This window comes from Acinetobacter sp. 102 (genome assembly GCF_037028485.1).
Taxonomy (GTDB): domain Bacteria; phylum Pseudomonadota; class Gammaproteobacteria; order Pseudomonadales; family Moraxellaceae; genus Acinetobacter; species Acinetobacter higginsii.
The window spans coordinates 1-17729 of the sequence record NZ_JAZEZK010000029.1; the positions used below are offsets into that span (position 1 = coordinate 1).

General features: G+C 40.3%; 15 protein-coding genes. 11 read left to right on the forward strand and 4 right to left on the reverse strand.

All coding sequences use genetic code 11. The features are described from left to right. The first annotated feature begins 178 nt into the window (after window positions 1–178). The 4 genes from WA352_RS20100 (at window position 179) to gcvH (ending at window position 4075) form a co-directional block, all read left to right on the forward strand. Complete coding sequence (locus tag WA352_RS20100) at window positions 179–2026, forward strand: ABC transporter ATP-binding protein (RefSeq protein ID WP_005189223.1); 1848 nt, start codon at window positions 179–181, stop codon at window positions 2024–2026. After that, window positions 2026–2466, forward strand: coding sequence for a MaoC family dehydratase (locus tag WA352_RS20105; RefSeq protein ID WP_004807678.1), 441 nt, complete (start codon window positions 2026–2028; stop codon window positions 2464–2466). The genes WA352_RS20100 and WA352_RS20105 overlap by 1 nt, the downstream gene beginning before the upstream one ends. Before the next feature lie 128 nt (window positions 2467–2594). Continuing rightward, window positions 2595–3620, forward strand: a complete 1026-nt coding sequence (locus WA352_RS20110) for an AraC family transcriptional regulator (RefSeq protein ID WP_004807680.1) — start codon at window positions 2595–2597, stop codon at window positions 3618–3620. 80 nt (window positions 3621–3700) lie between these two features. Beyond that, the gene (gene gcvH, locus WA352_RS20115; protein WP_005211933.1) at window positions 3701–4075 is read left to right on the forward strand and encodes a glycine cleavage system protein GcvH; all 375 of its coding nucleotides are present in this window, start codon (window positions 3701–3703) and stop codon (window positions 4073–4075) included. Between the two features lie 71 nt (window positions 4076–4146). Here gcvH and WA352_RS20120 read toward each other — a convergent pair whose 3' ends face one another. Then, complete coding sequence (locus tag WA352_RS20120) at window positions 4147–5301, reverse strand: lytic polysaccharide monooxygenase (RefSeq protein ID WP_336143746.1); 1155 nt, start codon at window positions 5299–5301, stop codon at window positions 4147–4149. A gap of 265 nt (window positions 5302–5566) precedes the next feature. After that, entirely contained in the window at window positions 5567–7009 is a 1443-nt protein-coding gene (aspA, locus tag WA352_RS20125; protein WP_033133295.1) for an aspartate ammonia-lyase, read from the reverse strand. A gap of 480 nt (window positions 7010–7489) precedes the next feature. Here aspA and putP point away from each other — a divergent pair, with 480 nt between their 5' ends. Further along, a complete protein-coding gene (putP, locus tag WA352_RS20130) occupies window positions 7490–8986 on the forward strand; it encodes a sodium/proline symporter PutP (protein WP_033133296.1) in 1497 nt (498 codons plus the stop codon). A gap of 44 nt (window positions 8987–9030) precedes the next feature. Here the strand turns inward: putP and WA352_RS20135 are convergent, their stop codons facing one another. Beyond that, a complete protein-coding gene (locus tag WA352_RS20135) occupies window positions 9031–9522 on the reverse strand; it encodes an Lrp/AsnC ligand binding domain-containing protein (protein ID WP_033133297.1) in 492 nt (163 codons plus the stop codon). Between the two features lie 120 nt (window positions 9523–9642). On the opposite strand from WA352_RS20135, the gene putA reads away from it, so the two are divergent. The 4 genes from putA (at window position 9643) to WA352_RS20155 (ending at window position 15653) form a co-directional block, all read left to right on the forward strand. Next, window positions 9643–13404 (forward strand): trifunctional transcriptional regulator/proline dehydrogenase/L-glutamate gamma-semialdehyde dehydrogenase, encoded by a 3762-nt coding sequence (putA, locus tag WA352_RS20140; RefSeq protein ID WP_033133298.1) that lies wholly within the window; start codon window positions 9643–9645, stop codon window positions 13402–13404. Window positions 13405–13526: 122 nt separating this feature from the next. Next, a complete protein-coding gene (locus WA352_RS20145) occupies window positions 13527–13997 on the forward strand; it encodes a GrpB family protein (RefSeq protein WP_336143751.1) in 471 nt (156 codons plus the stop codon). 93 nt (window positions 13998–14090) lie between these two features. After that, a complete protein-coding gene (gene trmA, locus WA352_RS20150; protein WP_033133300.1) occupies window positions 14091–15176 on the forward strand; it encodes a tRNA (uridine(54)-C5)-methyltransferase TrmA in 1086 nt (361 codons plus the stop codon). A gap of 249 nt (window positions 15177–15425) precedes the next feature. Continuing rightward, a complete protein-coding gene (locus tag WA352_RS20155) occupies window positions 15426–15653 on the forward strand; it encodes a hypothetical protein (protein ID WP_004653128.1) in 228 nt (75 codons plus the stop codon). Between the two features lie 50 nt (window positions 15654–15703). Here the strand turns inward: WA352_RS20155 and WA352_RS20160 are convergent, their stop codons facing one another. Next, the gene (locus WA352_RS20160) at window positions 15704–16441 is read right to left on the reverse strand and encodes a phosphodiester glycosidase family protein (RefSeq protein ID WP_033133301.1); all 738 of its coding nucleotides are present in this window, start codon (window positions 16439–16441) and stop codon (window positions 15704–15706) included. A gap of 169 nt (window positions 16442–16610) precedes the next feature. On the opposite strand from WA352_RS20160, the gene WA352_RS20165 reads away from it, so the two are divergent. Together WA352_RS20165 and WA352_RS20170 are read left to right on the forward strand one after the other, a co-directional pair. Then, window positions 16611–17144: a lecithin retinol acyltransferase family protein gene (locus WA352_RS20165; protein ID WP_033133302.1), complete on the forward strand. Its 534-nt coding sequence runs from the start codon at window positions 16611–16613 to the stop codon at window positions 17142–17144. Between the two features lie 236 nt (window positions 17145–17380). Next, complete coding sequence (locus WA352_RS20170; RefSeq protein ID WP_005285282.1) at window positions 17381–17638, forward strand: YjhX family toxin; 258 nt, start codon at window positions 17381–17383, stop codon at window positions 17636–17638. Window positions 17639–17729: the final 91 nt, after the last annotated feature.

Below are 17729 nucleotides of genomic sequence, written 5' to 3' on the forward strand. Positions count from 1 at the left end.
CATCCTTACTATTTCTATCATCTATTCATCTAATAGTTTTTCTTCACTTAAAATAGAAGCTTGATCTATTGTCTGTTTCCTTTCTCATCATTTATTTTCTTTTACCATCTTCTGGCAGCTTTTCTGCTATCCTACAGGGGTGAGCTGAATCGTACTGTATAATTAGAGGAAATGCGGCATGCTGCAATGGTTTGAAAAATTAGTTGATCCCTATCCAACGAAAGACTTAAACAAACCATTACCAACCACTTTTTTTGCTTTCGTTTGGCAATCAACCAAAGGCATCCGCCCTTATCTCTTTATTCTGATTGCATGTACTGCAGCCGCAGCAAGCTTCGAAGCACTATTTTTCTCTTATATAGGCAAATTGGTCGATTGGCTGACACAAAGTCACCCAAGTACATTCTTAGAAAATAACCAACAAAACCTCACCATCCTGATTAGCATCCTTTTTGCCAATATCTTCTTTGTCAGCCTGCAATCTGTAGTGAAACATCAAGTTTTGTTTAGTAATTTCCCAATGCGTATGCGTTGGCGCTTCCATAACTTGTTATTACAACAGAGTCTAGACTTCTTCCATACTGACTTCGCAGGGCGTCTTTCTGCCAAAGTGATGCAAACTGCTTTGGCTGTGCGCGAATTCTGGATGATTCTAGGTGACATGCTGGTTTATGTACTGATCTACTTCATTACGATTAGTGTGGTCTTAGGCTCCATTTCTCCTGTACTTATTATTCCTTTAATGTTGTGGCTGGTTTTTTTCATTGTGATTGCCAGCTATTTTATCCCCCGTTTAGGTAAAATTTCCAAAAAACAAGCGGATTCACGTGCTGTCATGACAGGCCGTATAACGGATGCTTATACCAACATCCAAACTGTAAAACTTTTTGCGCATGCAGGCCGTGAAAGCCAATATGCCAAAGAATCCATGCAAGAGTTTATGGTTACGGTTTATAAGCAAATGCGTTTAGGGGTCAAATACGAAATCAGCATTCGTCTACTCAGTGCATTTCTATATATTGGTGTCATTGGCACATCAGTTTGGTTATGGACACAAGGGCAAGCTGCCATTGGAGTGATTGCAGCAACCACGGCGATGGTACTGAAGCTAGACAGTATGGCTGAGTTTTTAATGTGGCATGTCACCATGCTATTTGAGAATGTCGGTACCATTCAGGATGGTATGACCACCCTAGGTAAACAGATCCAGATTCAGGATAAGAAAGATGCGACTGAATTAAAAGTTCAGCATGGTGAAATCCGATTTGAGGACGTTAGCTTTGCTTATAACCAAAAAAATGTCATCGAGCATTTTAACTTAACCATTAAACCTGGTGAAAAAATTGGCGTTGTGGGCCGTTCTGGTGCAGGTAAATCGACACTGATTCAATTACTACTTCATTTCTACGATATCAACCAAGGTCGTATTCTGATTGATGGTCAAAATATTCATGATGTTACCCAAGACAGCTTACGCGCCAATATTGCATTAGTCACGCAAGATACCTCTTTATTACACCGCACTGTTGCTGAAAATATTAAATATGGTCGCCCAAATGCGACTGAAGCGGAAGTGCAACTTGCGGTTAAAAAAGCCAGAGCAGAAGAATTCATTCCCCAACTGACAGATCAAAAAGGTCGTGTTGGATTTGATGCCTACGTTGGTGAACGTGGTGTGAAACTCTCTGGTGGACAGCGTCAACGTATTGCAATATCGCGTGTTTTCCTCAAAGATGCACCGATTCTCATCCTTGATGAAGCAACCAGTGCGCTTGATTCGGAAGTTGAAGCTGCCATTCAAAGTAGTTTAAATGACTTGATGGTTGGCAAAACAGTCATTGCAATTGCACACCGTTTATCTACTATTGCTCAAATGGATCGCCTTATTGTCCTTGATCAAGGTCGAATTGCTGAACAAGGAACACATGAGGAACTGATTGCTAATGATGGCTTGTATGCACAATTATGGAAACGCCAAACAGGTGGTTTTTTAGTTGAACAGCGAGTGACTCAGGACACAGAATAATGTTGTATTTAGAAGACTTAAATATTGGTGATCGTTTTAGCAGCCGCGAATATGAAATGACACTTGAAGAAGTGAAACAATTTGCAGGTCAATACGATCCCCAACCTTTTCATTTGGATGAGCAAGCAGCAGCAGAACATCCTATATTTCAAGGATTAGCCGCAAGTGGTTGGCATACTTCTGCAGTGACCATGCGCTTATGGACGGAATGCTTTCCTGTTGCAGGTGGCCTGTTAGGTACTGAATCAAGCTTACGCTGGCCTCGCCCAACCCGTGTTGGCGATAAAATTCACGTAGAGATTGAAATTACTGCAATTGTGCCATCTAAAACCAAAAATGATCGTGGTATCGTCAGCTACGTAACACAAGCTTTGAACCAATATGGTGATGTGCTATTAATATCAACAACCAAAATTATGGTCTTTAGAAAACCAACTTGATTCTTGAATATTCGGTGACTCTTTTGTCCAACAATTTTTATGATTGATTATTTTTTTTCATGTAAAGATGTTTAAGACTTAAATGTTTAAAAGATATTGGCAAAATTGATGAGCGCCACGGAAAGCACATGAAAACAACCTCAACTCGTCAAGATCAAGGAATACCAGGCGTCTATGGCTTATTGCTATTAGATGTCGTTTCTCGCTGGGGATATAGCGATGAAACATTGTTTGCACCGTTTCACTTAACCAGCGAACAACTGGCTGATCCGAACTATCGAATTCCAACACCGATTGCGAATGAATTGGTGAAACACTCTTTACGCCTTACCGGTGAAAGCACACTGGGCTTTCATCTAGGTACGCAGATGCGTATTTCCATTCATGGCTTTATCGGTTATGCCATTATGACGGCGCATGACATTACCGATGCGATTGCTCTGGCAAGCCGTTTCATTCAGTTACGCCTTCCCTTTTTACAGCTCTATTTCTCGACTTTCGGGCCTAAAGCAACTTTACAACTACAATGTGATATTGAAGTTGAGCCATTGCGTACTGAAATCATTTTAGGCTTAACCATTGGTATTATGACCATGGCCAAAGCCCTCACAGGCATTGATGACCTCAGCGGTGAAGTTGATCTGGACTTTCCTGAACCTGCTGGCTTTGAAAAATATAAAGATCGATTAACCAGTACAGTGCGTTTTAATCAGCCCCATCTGATTTCAAGCTTCGATAAAAAATATCTCGGCTTGAAAATGGTCAATGCAGATCCCATTGCCAGTCAAATTGCAATTAACCAATGCGAAACTGAACTTTCAGCGCTAGGCGAACGTCGTCGTTTAGCAATGCGGGTACGTGATATTTTAACCAATTCAGAACAGCACTATCTGAGTATTGAAAGTGTGGCTGAACGCTTGCATATGTCAGATCGTACCTTGAAACGCCAATTGGCTGCGGAAGGTACATCCTTCTCTACACTCGTGGATGAAGTGCGTTACCGACATGCAACCTCTTTGCTGTCTCGAACCGATTATAGTTTGGAACAAATTGCAGATGAACTCGGTTATTCCGATGTCGCGAATTTCAGCCGAGCCTTTAAGCGTTGGAGTGGTCGTAGCCCAAGTAACTGGCGTAAAGACCCTTATTTATAAGTTCACGAAAGCTTTTGTTTTTATTGAAAAGCATGTATAAACCAAATAAAAATGATACGACAGATTGTTAAGGAGTTGTCATGAATCATCCAGCAGAATTGAAATATGCACGTACGCATGAGTGGGTAAGAATTGAGGGCGACCTCGTTGTTACAGGGATTACTGATCATGCACAAGATGAGTTGGGTGATTTAGTCTATGTGGAAACCCCTGAAGTGGGTAGCCATGTCACCGCAACCGAACAAGCAGGCATTGTTGAGTCAGTTAAAACAGCCTCTGATATTCATGCGCCTGTTTCTGGAACTGTGGTTGAAGTGAATACTGACCTTGAAGATGATCCTGATTTTGTTAATGATGAGCCGTATGGCAAAGGATGGATTTACAAAATCAAGCCAGACAATATGGCTGATGTTGAAAAATTGCTTTCAAATAGCGAATACGAATCAGGTTTATAATTTTTATAAATCAGACTGATCTATTAAAAAACCGAGTTAGACCCTCGGTTTTTTATTTGTTAGAACATTGATTATTTCACTAAAAGCCAAGCATCCTGCCAGTTCGAGCCTGTGCCGGGTACGTATTGATGTGCTTGAATGCTACACCAACCACTATAAGGAAAAGGCTTGCACTGATATGTGCGTCCATCACTGCCCAATACCGTGGTCCCTGCTTTATATGTACTGATATTCTTCGGATAAACAAAATCATAAGAACCATCACCACTGATCGGGGCACGCTCAATTTTGATTTCAACACGCTGAATACCACTATTTAAACTGCTATAAACATCATTTTTGCCACTTAGAGGTACAATCTCCCCCTGTGCATTTTTAATACCTGCGCGCAAGGCACTATGTTCTCGATTAATCGCCTCCGCTAATAAACGTGGCCAAACATTTCGGCTACCATTGGCAGTACTGCTAATTCGTAATTCTGTTTTTAAATTTGGATTTTCGCCATTGGTATCAAAAACTCGTGTCGATACACGATCATTTACCGATAGGTCATCAAGCGGATTAATATCACCAATATCGTTCCAGCTTTGAACTGGTTTCGGTGGTTGCGGATCCACGGGTGTTGTTGGACGACCTGAACCGACATTTACATCAATAACATTATAAAAGGCATTACTGGTATCACCGATATCCCAAACCGCTAAAATGACATGATAACCACTTCGGTCAGCAGGTACATAACAGCGATGTGTTTCCACGCTGGCAGGTTTTTGGTACTTACCATCCACCGTACAAAAAGGATTCAGATCAAAAGAGCCACGTGCCAATGGAGCTGAAGGATTCCACCCTTGTTTAGTGATGAAATAACGCCAGCCTTGAGTCACATGTTGTGCGGTAAATTGCCAAGTAAAGTCATTTGCACCTGTGGGCAAATTTGTCTTGACCCATCGTGTCGGTGATTGGGCATTCAATTCTGAAAATTGACTCAAATTGGCATTGGCAATTTGACCATCTGGTGGTCCAGACTGCGGAAAACCTTTCGGAGCTTCTAAACTCTGCGGCTCCCATACAATGCTGCCACATTGAGTATTCTTATTTAACTTACAGGCATAGGCTCGAGATTCTGGTTTCAGTACATAGCCGTGTGCAAAAACCAATGAAGGTATAATCGGTAGTACCAATATTCCCATCGAGATTAAACTGCGTCTAATAAAGTGATGCATCATCCTTATTCTACCTTTGTCATTTAACTTATTTATTGTTGTTAAGCATTGGTGTTCTTAAGACACCTCTTAGACCATAGGTGAGCCGCCGAGACAAGACAACCACCTACTCTGTAATGATCTGTAATACGTCAGTTGACTTGATCACAGGAATAAAAGCTTATGATGACCCGATCAAATTATTGCACCAATCCATTATTTCTCAGTGCAATCAAAAAAGCCCAATTCAATTTGAACTGGGCTTTAATCACAGCTTAATTTTCAGGATTTAAGCGACATCATCTACGTGAATACCATCGACTTCAGAAACCAAGTTTTCAAAAGAGAAAATTTCATCCAGTTGCGCTTGAGTCAGTAGATCACGCTCTAAAACCACCTCTTGAATAGTTTTATGTTCAGCAATACATTGTTTACCGATTTCATCACACAATGCATGCCCCAAGAGTGGATCAAGCAAGGTAATAATCCCGACACTGCGCATCACTGCATCATGGCAAGCTTGTTCATTTGCTTTGATGCCACGTACACATTTTTCATCTAGGCTTTGAATTGCATGTGTAAGCAGTTCAATTGATTCATTCAATGAAATTGCAATCACAGGTTCCATCACATTAAGCTGTAATTGCCCTGCTTCTGCCGCAAAAGTAATGGTTAAATCGTTACCAATCACTTTAAATGCAATCTGATTCACCACTTCAGGAATCACAGGATTTACTTTTGCAGGCATAATCGAAGAACCAGCTTGCAGCTCAGGCAATTGAATTTCGCCTAAACCTGTCCGTGGTCCAGAGCTAAGTAAACGTAAATCATTACTGATCTTTGAAAGCTTACATGCTAGACGCTTCAAAGCACTCGATAAAATAATGAATACACCACAGTCACTGGTTGCTTCAACATAATCTTCTGCACCGACCAGATTCAAACCTGTAATCTCTTTTAAACAGGATACAGCTTTGATGGCATAACCTTTTGGTGTATTAACACCTGTGCCAATCGCAGTCGCACCTAAATTCACTTCAAGTAACATTTCTCGGGTACGCTTAATCAAACGCACATCTTCTTTTAATAAGGTCGCAAAAGCATGAAATTCTTGCCCGAGCGTCATCGGCACCGCATCTTGCAACTGAGTACGGCCCATCTTTAACACATAGCGGAATTCAATCGCTTTATTTTCAAATGAAGTAATCAACTTATCCATTTGCGTGAATAAAGCATCCAAAGAACAGTAAGTTGATAGGCGAATCGCTGTTGGATAGACATCATTGGTTGATTGTGACTTGTTAACATGATCATTTGGATGAATCACATCGTATTGACCTTTTTGATGGCCTAATGATTCAAGTGCAATATTAGCAATCACTTCATTGGTATTCATATTAATTGAAGTGCCTGCACCCCCCTGATAAATATCAATCGGGAATGAGTCTTGCCATTTTTCAGTTTCAGTAATTAAAGCATCACAAGCATGTTGAATCGTCAGACTTTGAGTTTCAGTGAGTTTACCAAAACTTAAATTCGCTTGAGCTGAAGCCTTCTTTACTTGCGCCAATGCACGAATAAAATAGCTATTTTGTCCAACTTTTTGCGAAGAAATCTTAAAATTTTCAATGGCGCGTAAAGTATGAATTCCATAATAACAATCAGCTGGGACTTCTTTTGCACCGAGCAAATCATGCTCTATTCTTATCGTTGCCGTGTGAACCGTTTCCACTTTCCATTTCTCTCAGACAATGCACCCTAATGGTGCAATGAAATAATATGAGAGATTCCAAGCAATTTTTCATTAGCAAAAGCGCTTAACATTATATTTTTTTATATTCAAATTTCACTGAATTGTTGCTGTTGTAACATTATATGTCAAAACTTCTGCCTAGTTTTTAACTGATTTAATTTAATCTACATCTGTACATTTTATGAATTGTAACTTTTGCATACATTTTGAGTTTTTTTTGCACGCAGACCATTCATATTTTGATGAAAAAAAATCCTATTTTTTGAATTAAAAAATTAAGATTCATACACTTATTTTAAATTACATAAAATATACAAATAAAATACACAAACATAACAGTATTTTAAAAATCATTTGTGCTTGAATCTGTGACCTTATCAATCCCAAGAATAGTAAATCATTTTTTTAGCTATTCAGGTGTGATTGCAAATTATGGATATGTAAGGACAGGCATCCATTATGAATTTTTCTAATCCCACAGTTGTTGTATTCGTGGTCTATATCCTGGCCATGCTTGGCATCGGTTTATACGCCTATTTTTCTACCAAAAACCTTGACGATTATATTCTTGGAGGCCGAAGTCTAGGCAGTTTTGTAACCGCTTTATCTGCGGGCGCATCAGACATGAGTGGTTGGTTACTCATGGGTTTACCTGGCGCAATTTACTTAACTGGCTTATCTGAATCGTGGATTGCTATCGGTTTGATTATCGGTGCTTGGTTAAACTGGTATTTGGTTGCAGGACGTTTACGTGTACACACTGAAGTACAAAACAATGCCCTCACCTTACCAGATTACTTTACTGGTCGTTTTGATGACCAGAAGAAAATCCTACGCGTCACATCTGCATTGATTATTCTTGTTTTCTTTGCGATTTATTGTGCTTCTGGCATGGTCGCTGGTGCACGATTATTCGAAACATTGTTCCACTTGCCATATAGCACAGCCTTGTGGTTAGGTGCATTCGCAACCATTGGTTATGTGTGTATTGGTGGTTTCCTTGCGATCAGCTGGACTGATACTTTCCAAGCAGGCTTAATGATTTTTGCATTATTACTGCTTCCAATCGTGACCTACATGTCTTTAGGCATTGGTATGGAAGAGTTTACTGCAGTTGTTGAAAGTGTACGTCCACATGCATTTGATTTTGCGACAAACTTAAGCGTTGTTGCGATTCTTTCTGCTGCAGCTTGGGGTCTCGGCTATTTTGGTCAACCGCATATCCTTGTCCGCTTTATGGCAGCCGACTCGGTAAAATCAATTCCAGCTGCACGCCGTATCGGTATGACATGGATGATTTTATGTTTGGCAGGTGCAGTCGGTTCAGGCTTTATCGGTATCGCTTATTTCCAAATGCACCCAGAGTTTGCAGCAGCAGTAACGGCTAACCCTGAAACTGTATTCATGGAACTTACCAAAATCTTGTTCAACCCTTGGGTTGTGGGTGTAATTCTTGCTGCGATTTTATCTGCAATCATGAGTACGTTAAGCTGTCAGCTTCTGGTATGTTCTAGTGCTTTGACAGAAGATTTGTACAAAGGCTTTATCCGTAAGAATGCATCTCAAAAAGAACTGGTTTGGATTGGTCGTGCAATGGTGATCGCGGTTGCAATGCTTGCCCTTGTTCTTGCACAAAACCCAGAAAGTAAAGTACTAGGCTTAGTTGCTTATGCTTGGGCTGGTTTTGGTGCAGCATTTGGTCCATTGATTATTCTTTCATTGTTCTGGAAACGTATGACGTTAAACGGTGCATTGGTGGGTATGGTTGTGGGTGCTTTGACAGTCATCCTATGGAAAAATTTCTTCGGTTACACCGGCATCTATGAAATTATTCCAGGCTTCGTTTTTGCATTGATCAGCATCGTTGTGGTGAGCTTACTTGGTAAAGCACCAAATGCAGCGGTGACAAGTCGCTTCGAACAAGCTGATGAAATCTATGCGCGTGAAATGAAATAATTTTGATCAAAATTTAAGGGGCTTTCGAGCCCCTTTTCTTTTATCTAAAATTTTGTTTTTGACTTAATTTTTATTTTAGAGCTGTCTTTCACCACCTGCATGACTGGATAGCTGCGTGTTTCCTTCACACCCGGGAGCTGCCATAAAATCTGCCCTGCAATACGGCGAAACTCCTCCATCCCCGCACTTCGTAGTTTAATCAGAAAATCAAAACCTCCACTGACCATATGGCATTCCACGATCTCAGGATATTGGTTCACCGCATCAATAAAATCATCTAGCACGTGCGGTGTGGTCTTATCCAATAACACTTCCACAAAGACCAAAAAATTTGCATTAAGCTTATTCGGATTGAGCTTTGCCTCATACCCTAAAATAAATTCATCCTTTGTCAGTTTCTGTACACGTGCCATCACCGCAGTCGGTGACAGGTTCACTAATTCTGCCAATTTACTATTAGAAATTCTCCCATCTGCTTGAAGAATATCCAGAATTTTTAGGTCAGTTCGATCTAGTGTATAAATAGGGCCATTCAACTGAATTTTCCTCTAAAAAATGGGTAAATTATAGTGAGTTACTCGGGATTCATTCTGTAATCATAAATTATCTAAACCTCTCTACTCAATATGTTCTAGAGATTGTTATTGGAATTTAGTATGAATACATTGGATACTCCCGCACAAATGGAAACAGCTCACATCGACGGTTATATCACCGAATTTAAAGAAAAAAGTGAGTTTGAGCAACGCATTAATACGGCTTGGCGACGTGCAGAGCCTGAAGCAGTGGCTGTACTTGCTGAAGCAGCCAACATTTCCCCAGAACTTGATCAGAAAATTTATGAACTTGCGTTTAGCCTAGCGCATAATTTACGTGAACGTAAAAGCTCGGCGGGTAAAGCAGGTATTGTTCAAGGTTTACTCCAAGAATTCTCGCTTTCTTCACAGGAAGGTGTGGCATTGATGTGTTTGGCTGAAGCTTTGCTTCGTATTCCAGATACAGCGACACGCGATTTATTGATTCGTGACAAAATCAACCAAGGTAACTGGAAAGATCACGTCGGTCAAAGTAACCTGATGTTCGTAAATGCTGCTGCATGGGGCTTAATGTTAACTGGCAAGTTAATGGAAACTCCAAAGCAAACCAGCTTATCGAGTGTTTTGACTGGTCTTTTAGCGCGTAGTGGTCGCGGTATCATCCGTAAAGCAGTTGACGTTGCCATGCGTATGATGGGTGAGCAATTCGTTACAGGTGAAACCATCGAAGAAGCGCTTGAACATGCAAAACCATTTGAACACAAAGGTTTCCGCTACTCATACGACATGTTGGGTGAAGCTGCACTGACTGAACATGATGCAGACCGCTATTACAACGACTACACGCAAGCGATCCATGCCATTGGTAAAGCATCAAATGGTCGTGGCGTTTATGATGGCCCTGGTATCTCAATCAAGCTCTCTGCTTTGCACCCACGCTACCAACGTGCACAAATTGCACGTGTTCATCATGAACTTTACAACAAAGTCTTCGAACTTGCTTGCTTGGCAAAACAATACAACATCGGTTTAAACATCGATGCTGAAGAATCTGAACGTTTAGAAATTTCCCTCGAATTGCTTGAGCGTTTATGTTTTGAACCTAAGCTTGCTGACTGGAAAGGCATTGGCTTCGTTATTCAGGCTTATCAAAAGCGTTGTTTCTACGTTGTTGATTACATCGTTGACCTTGCAAAACGCAGTAACAAGCGCCTGATGATCCGTTTGGTGAAAGGTGCATACTGGGATAGCGAAATCAAGAAAGCTCAAATTGATGGTATGACGGATTACCCTGTGTTTACCCGCAAAGTACACACTGATTTGTCATACATTGCTTGTGCGAAAAAATTACTTGCTGCACCTGATCAAGTGTATCCGCAATTTGCGACACACAATGCGCAATCACTTGCAACGATCTATACCTTGGCTGATCCAAGCAAATACTATCCTGGTCAATACGAATTCCAATGCTTGCACGGTATGGGCGAACCATTGTATGAACAAGTGGTTGGTTCTAAAGAAGATGGCAAATTAGGTGTTCCATGTCGTGTTTATGCACCTGTTGGTAACCATGAAACTTTATTGGCTTATTTAGTCCGTCGTTTACTTGAAAATGGTGCAAACACCTCATTCGTAAACCGTATTGCTGATAAGACTTTAAAAGTTGAAGACTTGATTCAGTCTCCAATCAAAGATATTCAAACTTCTGCGAAAGATGAAGGTCAGCTTGGCTTAAAACACCCTGCGATTCCACTTCCGCATGATCTTTACCCATTACGTCCAAACTCAAATGGCTTTGATCTAAATAACGATCAACCTTTAACAGACTTAGATGCAACTGCACAAAAACTTCGTAATCACGTGTGGAAAAGTGCACCATTACTTGGATTTGAATCAACAGTCCACGATCAAAGCAATGCGATTGCAATTACAAACCCAGCACAAAACAGTGAAGTTGTTGGTCATGTCAATGAAGCAACCAGCGCAGATGTACAACTGGCGCTAGAAGCAGCGGTACAAGCACAACAAAGCTGGGCTGCCACAGACAAAGTAGAACGTGCAGCTTGCTTAAAACGCGCTGCAGATTTGATGGAAACTCGCATTCAAGAGTTGATGGTCTTACTTTGCCGTGAAAGTGGTAAAACCTATGCCAATGCTATTGCAGAAGTTCGTGAAGCAGTCGATTTCTTGCGTTACTATGCAACTCAAATCGAAAACTTGCCTGCAAATGCACAAGTCAAGCCATTAGGTACCGTATTGTGTATTAGCCCATGGAACTTCCCTCTTGCGATTTTCTCTGGTCAGATTGCAGCGGCATTGGTGAGTGGTAACTGTGTGATTGCCAAACCTGCTGAACAAACACCGTTAATTGCAGCTCAAGCCGTTCAAATGCTTTGGGAAGCTGGCGTGCCACACGGCGTTGTTCAACTTCTTCCAGGTCGCGGTGAAACCGTTGGTGCGCAATTAAGCCAAGATGATCGTGTTCAAGGCATCATGTTCACAGGTTCGACTGAAGTTGCAAAAATTTTGCAAAAGACTGTCGCAAAACGCTTGTCTCCAAACGGTCAACCCATTCCGTTAATCGCGGAAACCGGTGGTCAAAATGCGATGATCGTTGATTCATCTGCGTTGACTGAACAAGTGGTTCTCGATGTTGTCAGTTCTGCATTTGACAGTGCGGGTCAACGTTGTTCTGCACTTCGTATCTTATGTGTGCAAGAAGACAGCGCTGCAACAGTCATCAAAATGTTGAAAGGTGCAATGCAACAGTTGATCGTTGGCAACCCTGCGATCTTAAAAACTGACATTGGCCCAGTAATTGATACTGAAGCAAAACAAACCATCGATACGCACATTCAAAAGATGAAATCTAAGGGCTACCCTGTTCATCAATTGATGTTTAACGATGCGGTAAGCCAACAAGCGCTTGCACAAGGTACATTTGTTCCGCCAACAGCGATTGAATTGCCAAACCTTGACGATCTAGAACGCGAAGTGTTTGGTCCTGTATTGCACATCATCACTTATAAATATGGTGAGCTTGAGCAATTGATCGACCGTATCAATGCCAAAGGCTATGGCTTAACCATGGGTCTGCATACACGTATCGATGAAACCATTAATACTGTGATCCAGCGTGCTGAAGTGGGTAACTTATATATCAACCGCAACATCGTGGGTGCAGTTGTAGGCGTTCAACCATTTGGTGGTGAAGGTTTATCGGGTACTGGTCCTAAAGCGGGTGGTCCACTTTATATGTACCGCTTGATGGAACATTGTTCAGAGAAAGTATTGGCGACCCCATTTGCGGTGAAAGCTGAAATCTCTCAGTTTGATGCAGTTTCAAATGTTGCTTATCAAAGCTTATTGTCTTGGGCAAACCAAAACATGCCGCAAGCAATCACAGCGATTCCAGCATTTGGTGTAGGTAAGTTCTACGAGTTGCAAGGCCCTACGGGTGAAAGCAACCAATACATTATCTTACCTCGTCATCGTGTGCTTTCAATTGCGAATGATGAAGCAAGCCAGCTTCAACAATTACTTGCGATTTTCTCCGTCAGCAGTACTGCGGCTGTGTTGAAAGACAATGCATTCTTAGTAAAACACAAAGCATCTTTACCAAAAGATGTCTTAGATGCAATCACTGTGATTTCAAGTGTTGAAAAAGATGCGTTTGATGCAGTGCTTCATCATGGTTCTGTTGAACAGTTGCAAGACTTGCAAACTAAAGTTGCGAATCGTTCAGGTGCGATTGTCGGGATTACCCAGTTACAAGCCAATGAACAAATTCCTTTAGAACGTCTTGTTATCGAACGTGCAATCAGTGTGAATACTGCTGCAGCTGGTGGTAACGCAAGCTTAATGACTTTATCTGAAGATTAATTTTTAAATCCCTTGCGGAGCTTCAAACGCTCCTCATCCTAGCCCGAATCATGTTTACATGGTTCGGGTTTTTTATTATTTTTTAGATCGCCTTATTCCTATTATAAAATGAGACCATTTAGATGCATTTCTTCTCAGCCCCTGAATATCAACCCAACTGCGCTCAGCATTTTGAAGATTATAAAAATAAAATCCAGCAGCTTATTCCTTTTGCAATTGTTGAGCATATTGGTTCATCCGCCATTCCCAATGCAATTTCAAAAGGTGATCTCGATATTTATATTGAAGTACCCGCCCATCAATTTTTAGATTCATTTGAAAAATTACAACAGCTTAATTTTAAAGAAAAACTTGATACACTACGTACTCATGAACTTTGTATGCTGGAATCACAACAACATGATGTGGCATTGCAAATCGTGGTGACAGGTTCAGAGTTTTGCAATTTCATCACCTTTCGGGATCTATTAAGAAACTCACCTAGCCTGACACAACAATATAATCAGCTCAAACAAAGATGTATTGGCTTATCTCAAGACCAATATCGGCAAATTAAAGCAGATTTTATCCAATCTGTACTCGCCCTAGGCTAAGCATATAAATAAGTGAATATCACAATTTCCTGCACCTTAGCGTGCTTTTTTGATACCATTCCCGTTTAGATTTCACCTGTAGTTTTCTTTTTTATGACCATATCTTACCAACAGCAACTTCAAGAGAAAGTTGAACGTATTACTACACAGTTTGCATCGTTCAATCCACCAGCTTTAGAAGTGTTTCAATCGCCCGAACAGCATTTCCGTATGCGTGCAGAATTTCGTATTTGGCATACCGAGGATGATTTGTTCTATGCCATGTTTGAACGTGCTGAAGATGGAAAACAAAAAGAAGTTATCCGCGTGGATGCGTTTCCGATTGCAGATCAAAGCATCAATGATTTGATGCCACGTTTATTAGATGAATTAAAAGCAGTCCCGATTCTATCGCAACGTGTTTTTGAAGCAGACTTTCTCTCAACCCTAAGTGGCGAGATGCTGGTCACCCTGATTTACCATCGTAAATTAGATGCTGAATGGGAAACAGCGGCCAAAGCCTTAGCTGAAAAACTGAATATTAAAATCATGGGTCGTAGCCGTGGCCAGAAAGTGATTATTGGCGATGATTATGTGGTTGAACAACTTAATGTTCACGGTCGCACCTTTAAATATAAACAAATTGAAAGTAGTTTTACCCAACCTAATGCGCAAGTGTGTCAACATATGTTGGAGTGGGCTTGTGATGCTGCACAGAAGTCCGAAAAAGACCTTTTAGAATTGTATTGTGGTAATGGTAACTTTACTTTGCCACTGTCTTTGAAATTTAAGCGTGTTCTCGCAACTGAACTTGCTAAATCTTCAGTCTACGCAGCGCAATGGAACATTGAGCAAAACCAGATTGAGAATATTCAAGTGGCGCGTTTATCTGCCGAAGAGTTTACTCAGGCATATCAAGGTGAACGTGAATTTAGACGTTTACAAGAAGCTGAAATCGACATGCAAAGCTACGACTTTGACACGGTTTTTGTTGATCCACCGCGTGCAGGCATCGATGATGAAACGCTCAAACTATTACAAGGTTTTGAACGTATTCTCTATATTTCATGTAACCCAGATACCTTGCATGACAACTTAAAAACACTTTGCCAAACCCATCGAATTGTGAAGTTCGCCATGTTCGATCAATTCCCTTTTACCCATCATGTGGAATCAGGTGTTTTGCTTGAAAAGATTTAAACAAATTATTTCAACGTAACAGTAATTTATAAAGGGTTCGAGTAACCCTTTATTTTTATTCGAAGTATATTTATAAAAAAATGATATTTTTCAAAGGTCAAGTCATTCAAATGTCATAATTTCGTTGAACTTTAAAAGACTCATCGAAAAAATTGAAGTTTAACTGCTGCTTTTATCACTTAAGCTGACTTGTATTTTATTTTAAAGCGGCTATATTTCGACCTATGTTAGGTTGTATATGAAGGCTCTATGAGTTTTTGGCAAAAACTGTTCAATGCAGATGAACAATATAACGAACACAAGAACCAAACTTCTTGCGTTGAAAATGATTGTTCATGCAAAACCAATGAACAACTGTTGGATGCTTTAGTTAAAGCAACAGATGAAGATGTCATTAAAGGCATCAAGAAAGTACTGATTTCTCGAGGTTACAGCCGCAAAGAATTACTTGCGATGATCAAGCCACCGATCCAATAAAAATAAGTCCTCCCTAATCTCTTTCTATTAAGAGATTAGGGTCTTCAGTGTTACATGCATTTCTCTCTATTCACTTCTGCAACAATTGGCCCTAAATTAAAAGTTTTATCATGGCGTTTGGTTTGTGCTGAATACACACTGGAAATCGAGCCATCTAAATACAATGCATTGTCTATTTTCAACTGCTGCTTAAAAAACTGGGCAAATTGATAAAAACTGATACGTTGCTGTGAAATCACAAAATACAACTGATTACCTTTAACACCCACCCCATTTCTAATTTTTAATGAATTCGAGTCAGCAATAAACTGGCTGTTGATTTTCCCGTGATAGACCAACATTGGCCCTGACTGTGTTGCAAATTTTGCTTTAAATTGATCATGCGTATAATCAGCAGTGGTTTTAATCACAGCCTGTTGGTCATTCCAAGCAACTACACCATTAGGCTGCATAAAGAAATTACCAAAGCCCTTCGCGACATTAAGCTTAGCCAACTCCTTGCCATTTTCGATATACAATCCTACGGGTTGAAAATCTGCATGATACATTCCTGCATTCATTGCAAAATTAAGCTCCTCACAAGCAGATAGCTCTTTTTGGATAGCTGCAAACTTCTGATAATAACGATTGCTCTGAGGTTGCTTTAAAAATAGTTGCAACTGATTTAGATGCTCAACTTTAATCACATCATATTTTTGTTGATTCAATTGCAAGGTTTCATGCTGCATTGCATACACAGACGAACTCGCTAAAAATGCAAACGATAGGAAAAACCATTTTTTCATCATAAATACGAAGTTAAGCCTAGATTTACTTCATTGTCCCATAGCAAGGCATACTGCAAAATAGCAGATACAAACACCACACATAATCATGAACTGGACACTGCAAATAGGCTCGATTGATTCACATTTTTTCACTAAAATAATAGTGTAAATACAATAACCTTGTATCAGCATGCAGCAAAAACATCCGCGTTTCCCAATTGGCGCACACCTCATCGTAAAACACTTTGGTTATAGTCACCACGGCATTTATGCAGGCCGTGGACGAGTCATTCATTATTCTGGTTTTGCCCATATTTTTAAAAAGCATCCGATTGAAATGACGTCTATCCAGCGTTTTGCACGTGATAAGCCAATTTATATCAGGAATTATCAATCTCCACGCTACCAAGCCAAAACTGTGGTACGGCGTATGCGTTCACGTATGCATGAAAATCACTACCACCTCATCATTAACAACTGTGAACACTTATGTACTTGGGCGATTACAGGAATTGAATCCAGCACTCAAGTTGAACGTATGCAGCGTCGCCTTGCGACTATAGGTTACGTCAGCTCAGTTATGAGTTATATGAATGGGTTGATGCTCACAGTAGCAACGGCATGCTTTGCAATCGTGTTATACATTAAAATGATGCTGCGTCGGCAAGCTAAGAAATCGGTACCAGCCTACTTACAACTCAAACAAAAGCATTCAAAGAAATAACCATCAACTTCTCTCAACTCAAAACCTCTTTTTAATATCATGATTGATTTTTAATTCAACTTGCATTAATATTTTCTTCGGTACATATCGTATCGCATCCATATCGAGGGTTTTATGTTGGAGATAGCAGTAATCTGGTAACTAAATTTCAATAGCACATTGAAATTGGTTATCTGCGCGATTTTTTGGGCTTTAAGCCTAACTTTGCCTCTGATTATTTCTATCTGGATAACAACATGAACTTATCTAAGTCCGAACAACGGACACTGCACGTCTTAGCAAAAGGCGGAAAAATCGTAAAACTTCGTAATGACTCAGGTCAAATCATCGCTGTAGAGTGCTATAGCCGAGAAGGTTTCTTGCTGTCCGATTGCGACCTTGCCGTTTTTAACAAGCTAAGAAAGAAAAAACTGATTAAATCCATTAATGGACAGCCCTATCAAATTAATTTACATGGGCTTAGATCAGTACGCCCACAGTTAGACAATCGTTAACACACAACCATCGGTTTGGATAAATCCTTGGTTGTACTTAGATGATGTCTATCAATCTAATCTTAGATCGGGTTTATCCAAATTACATATG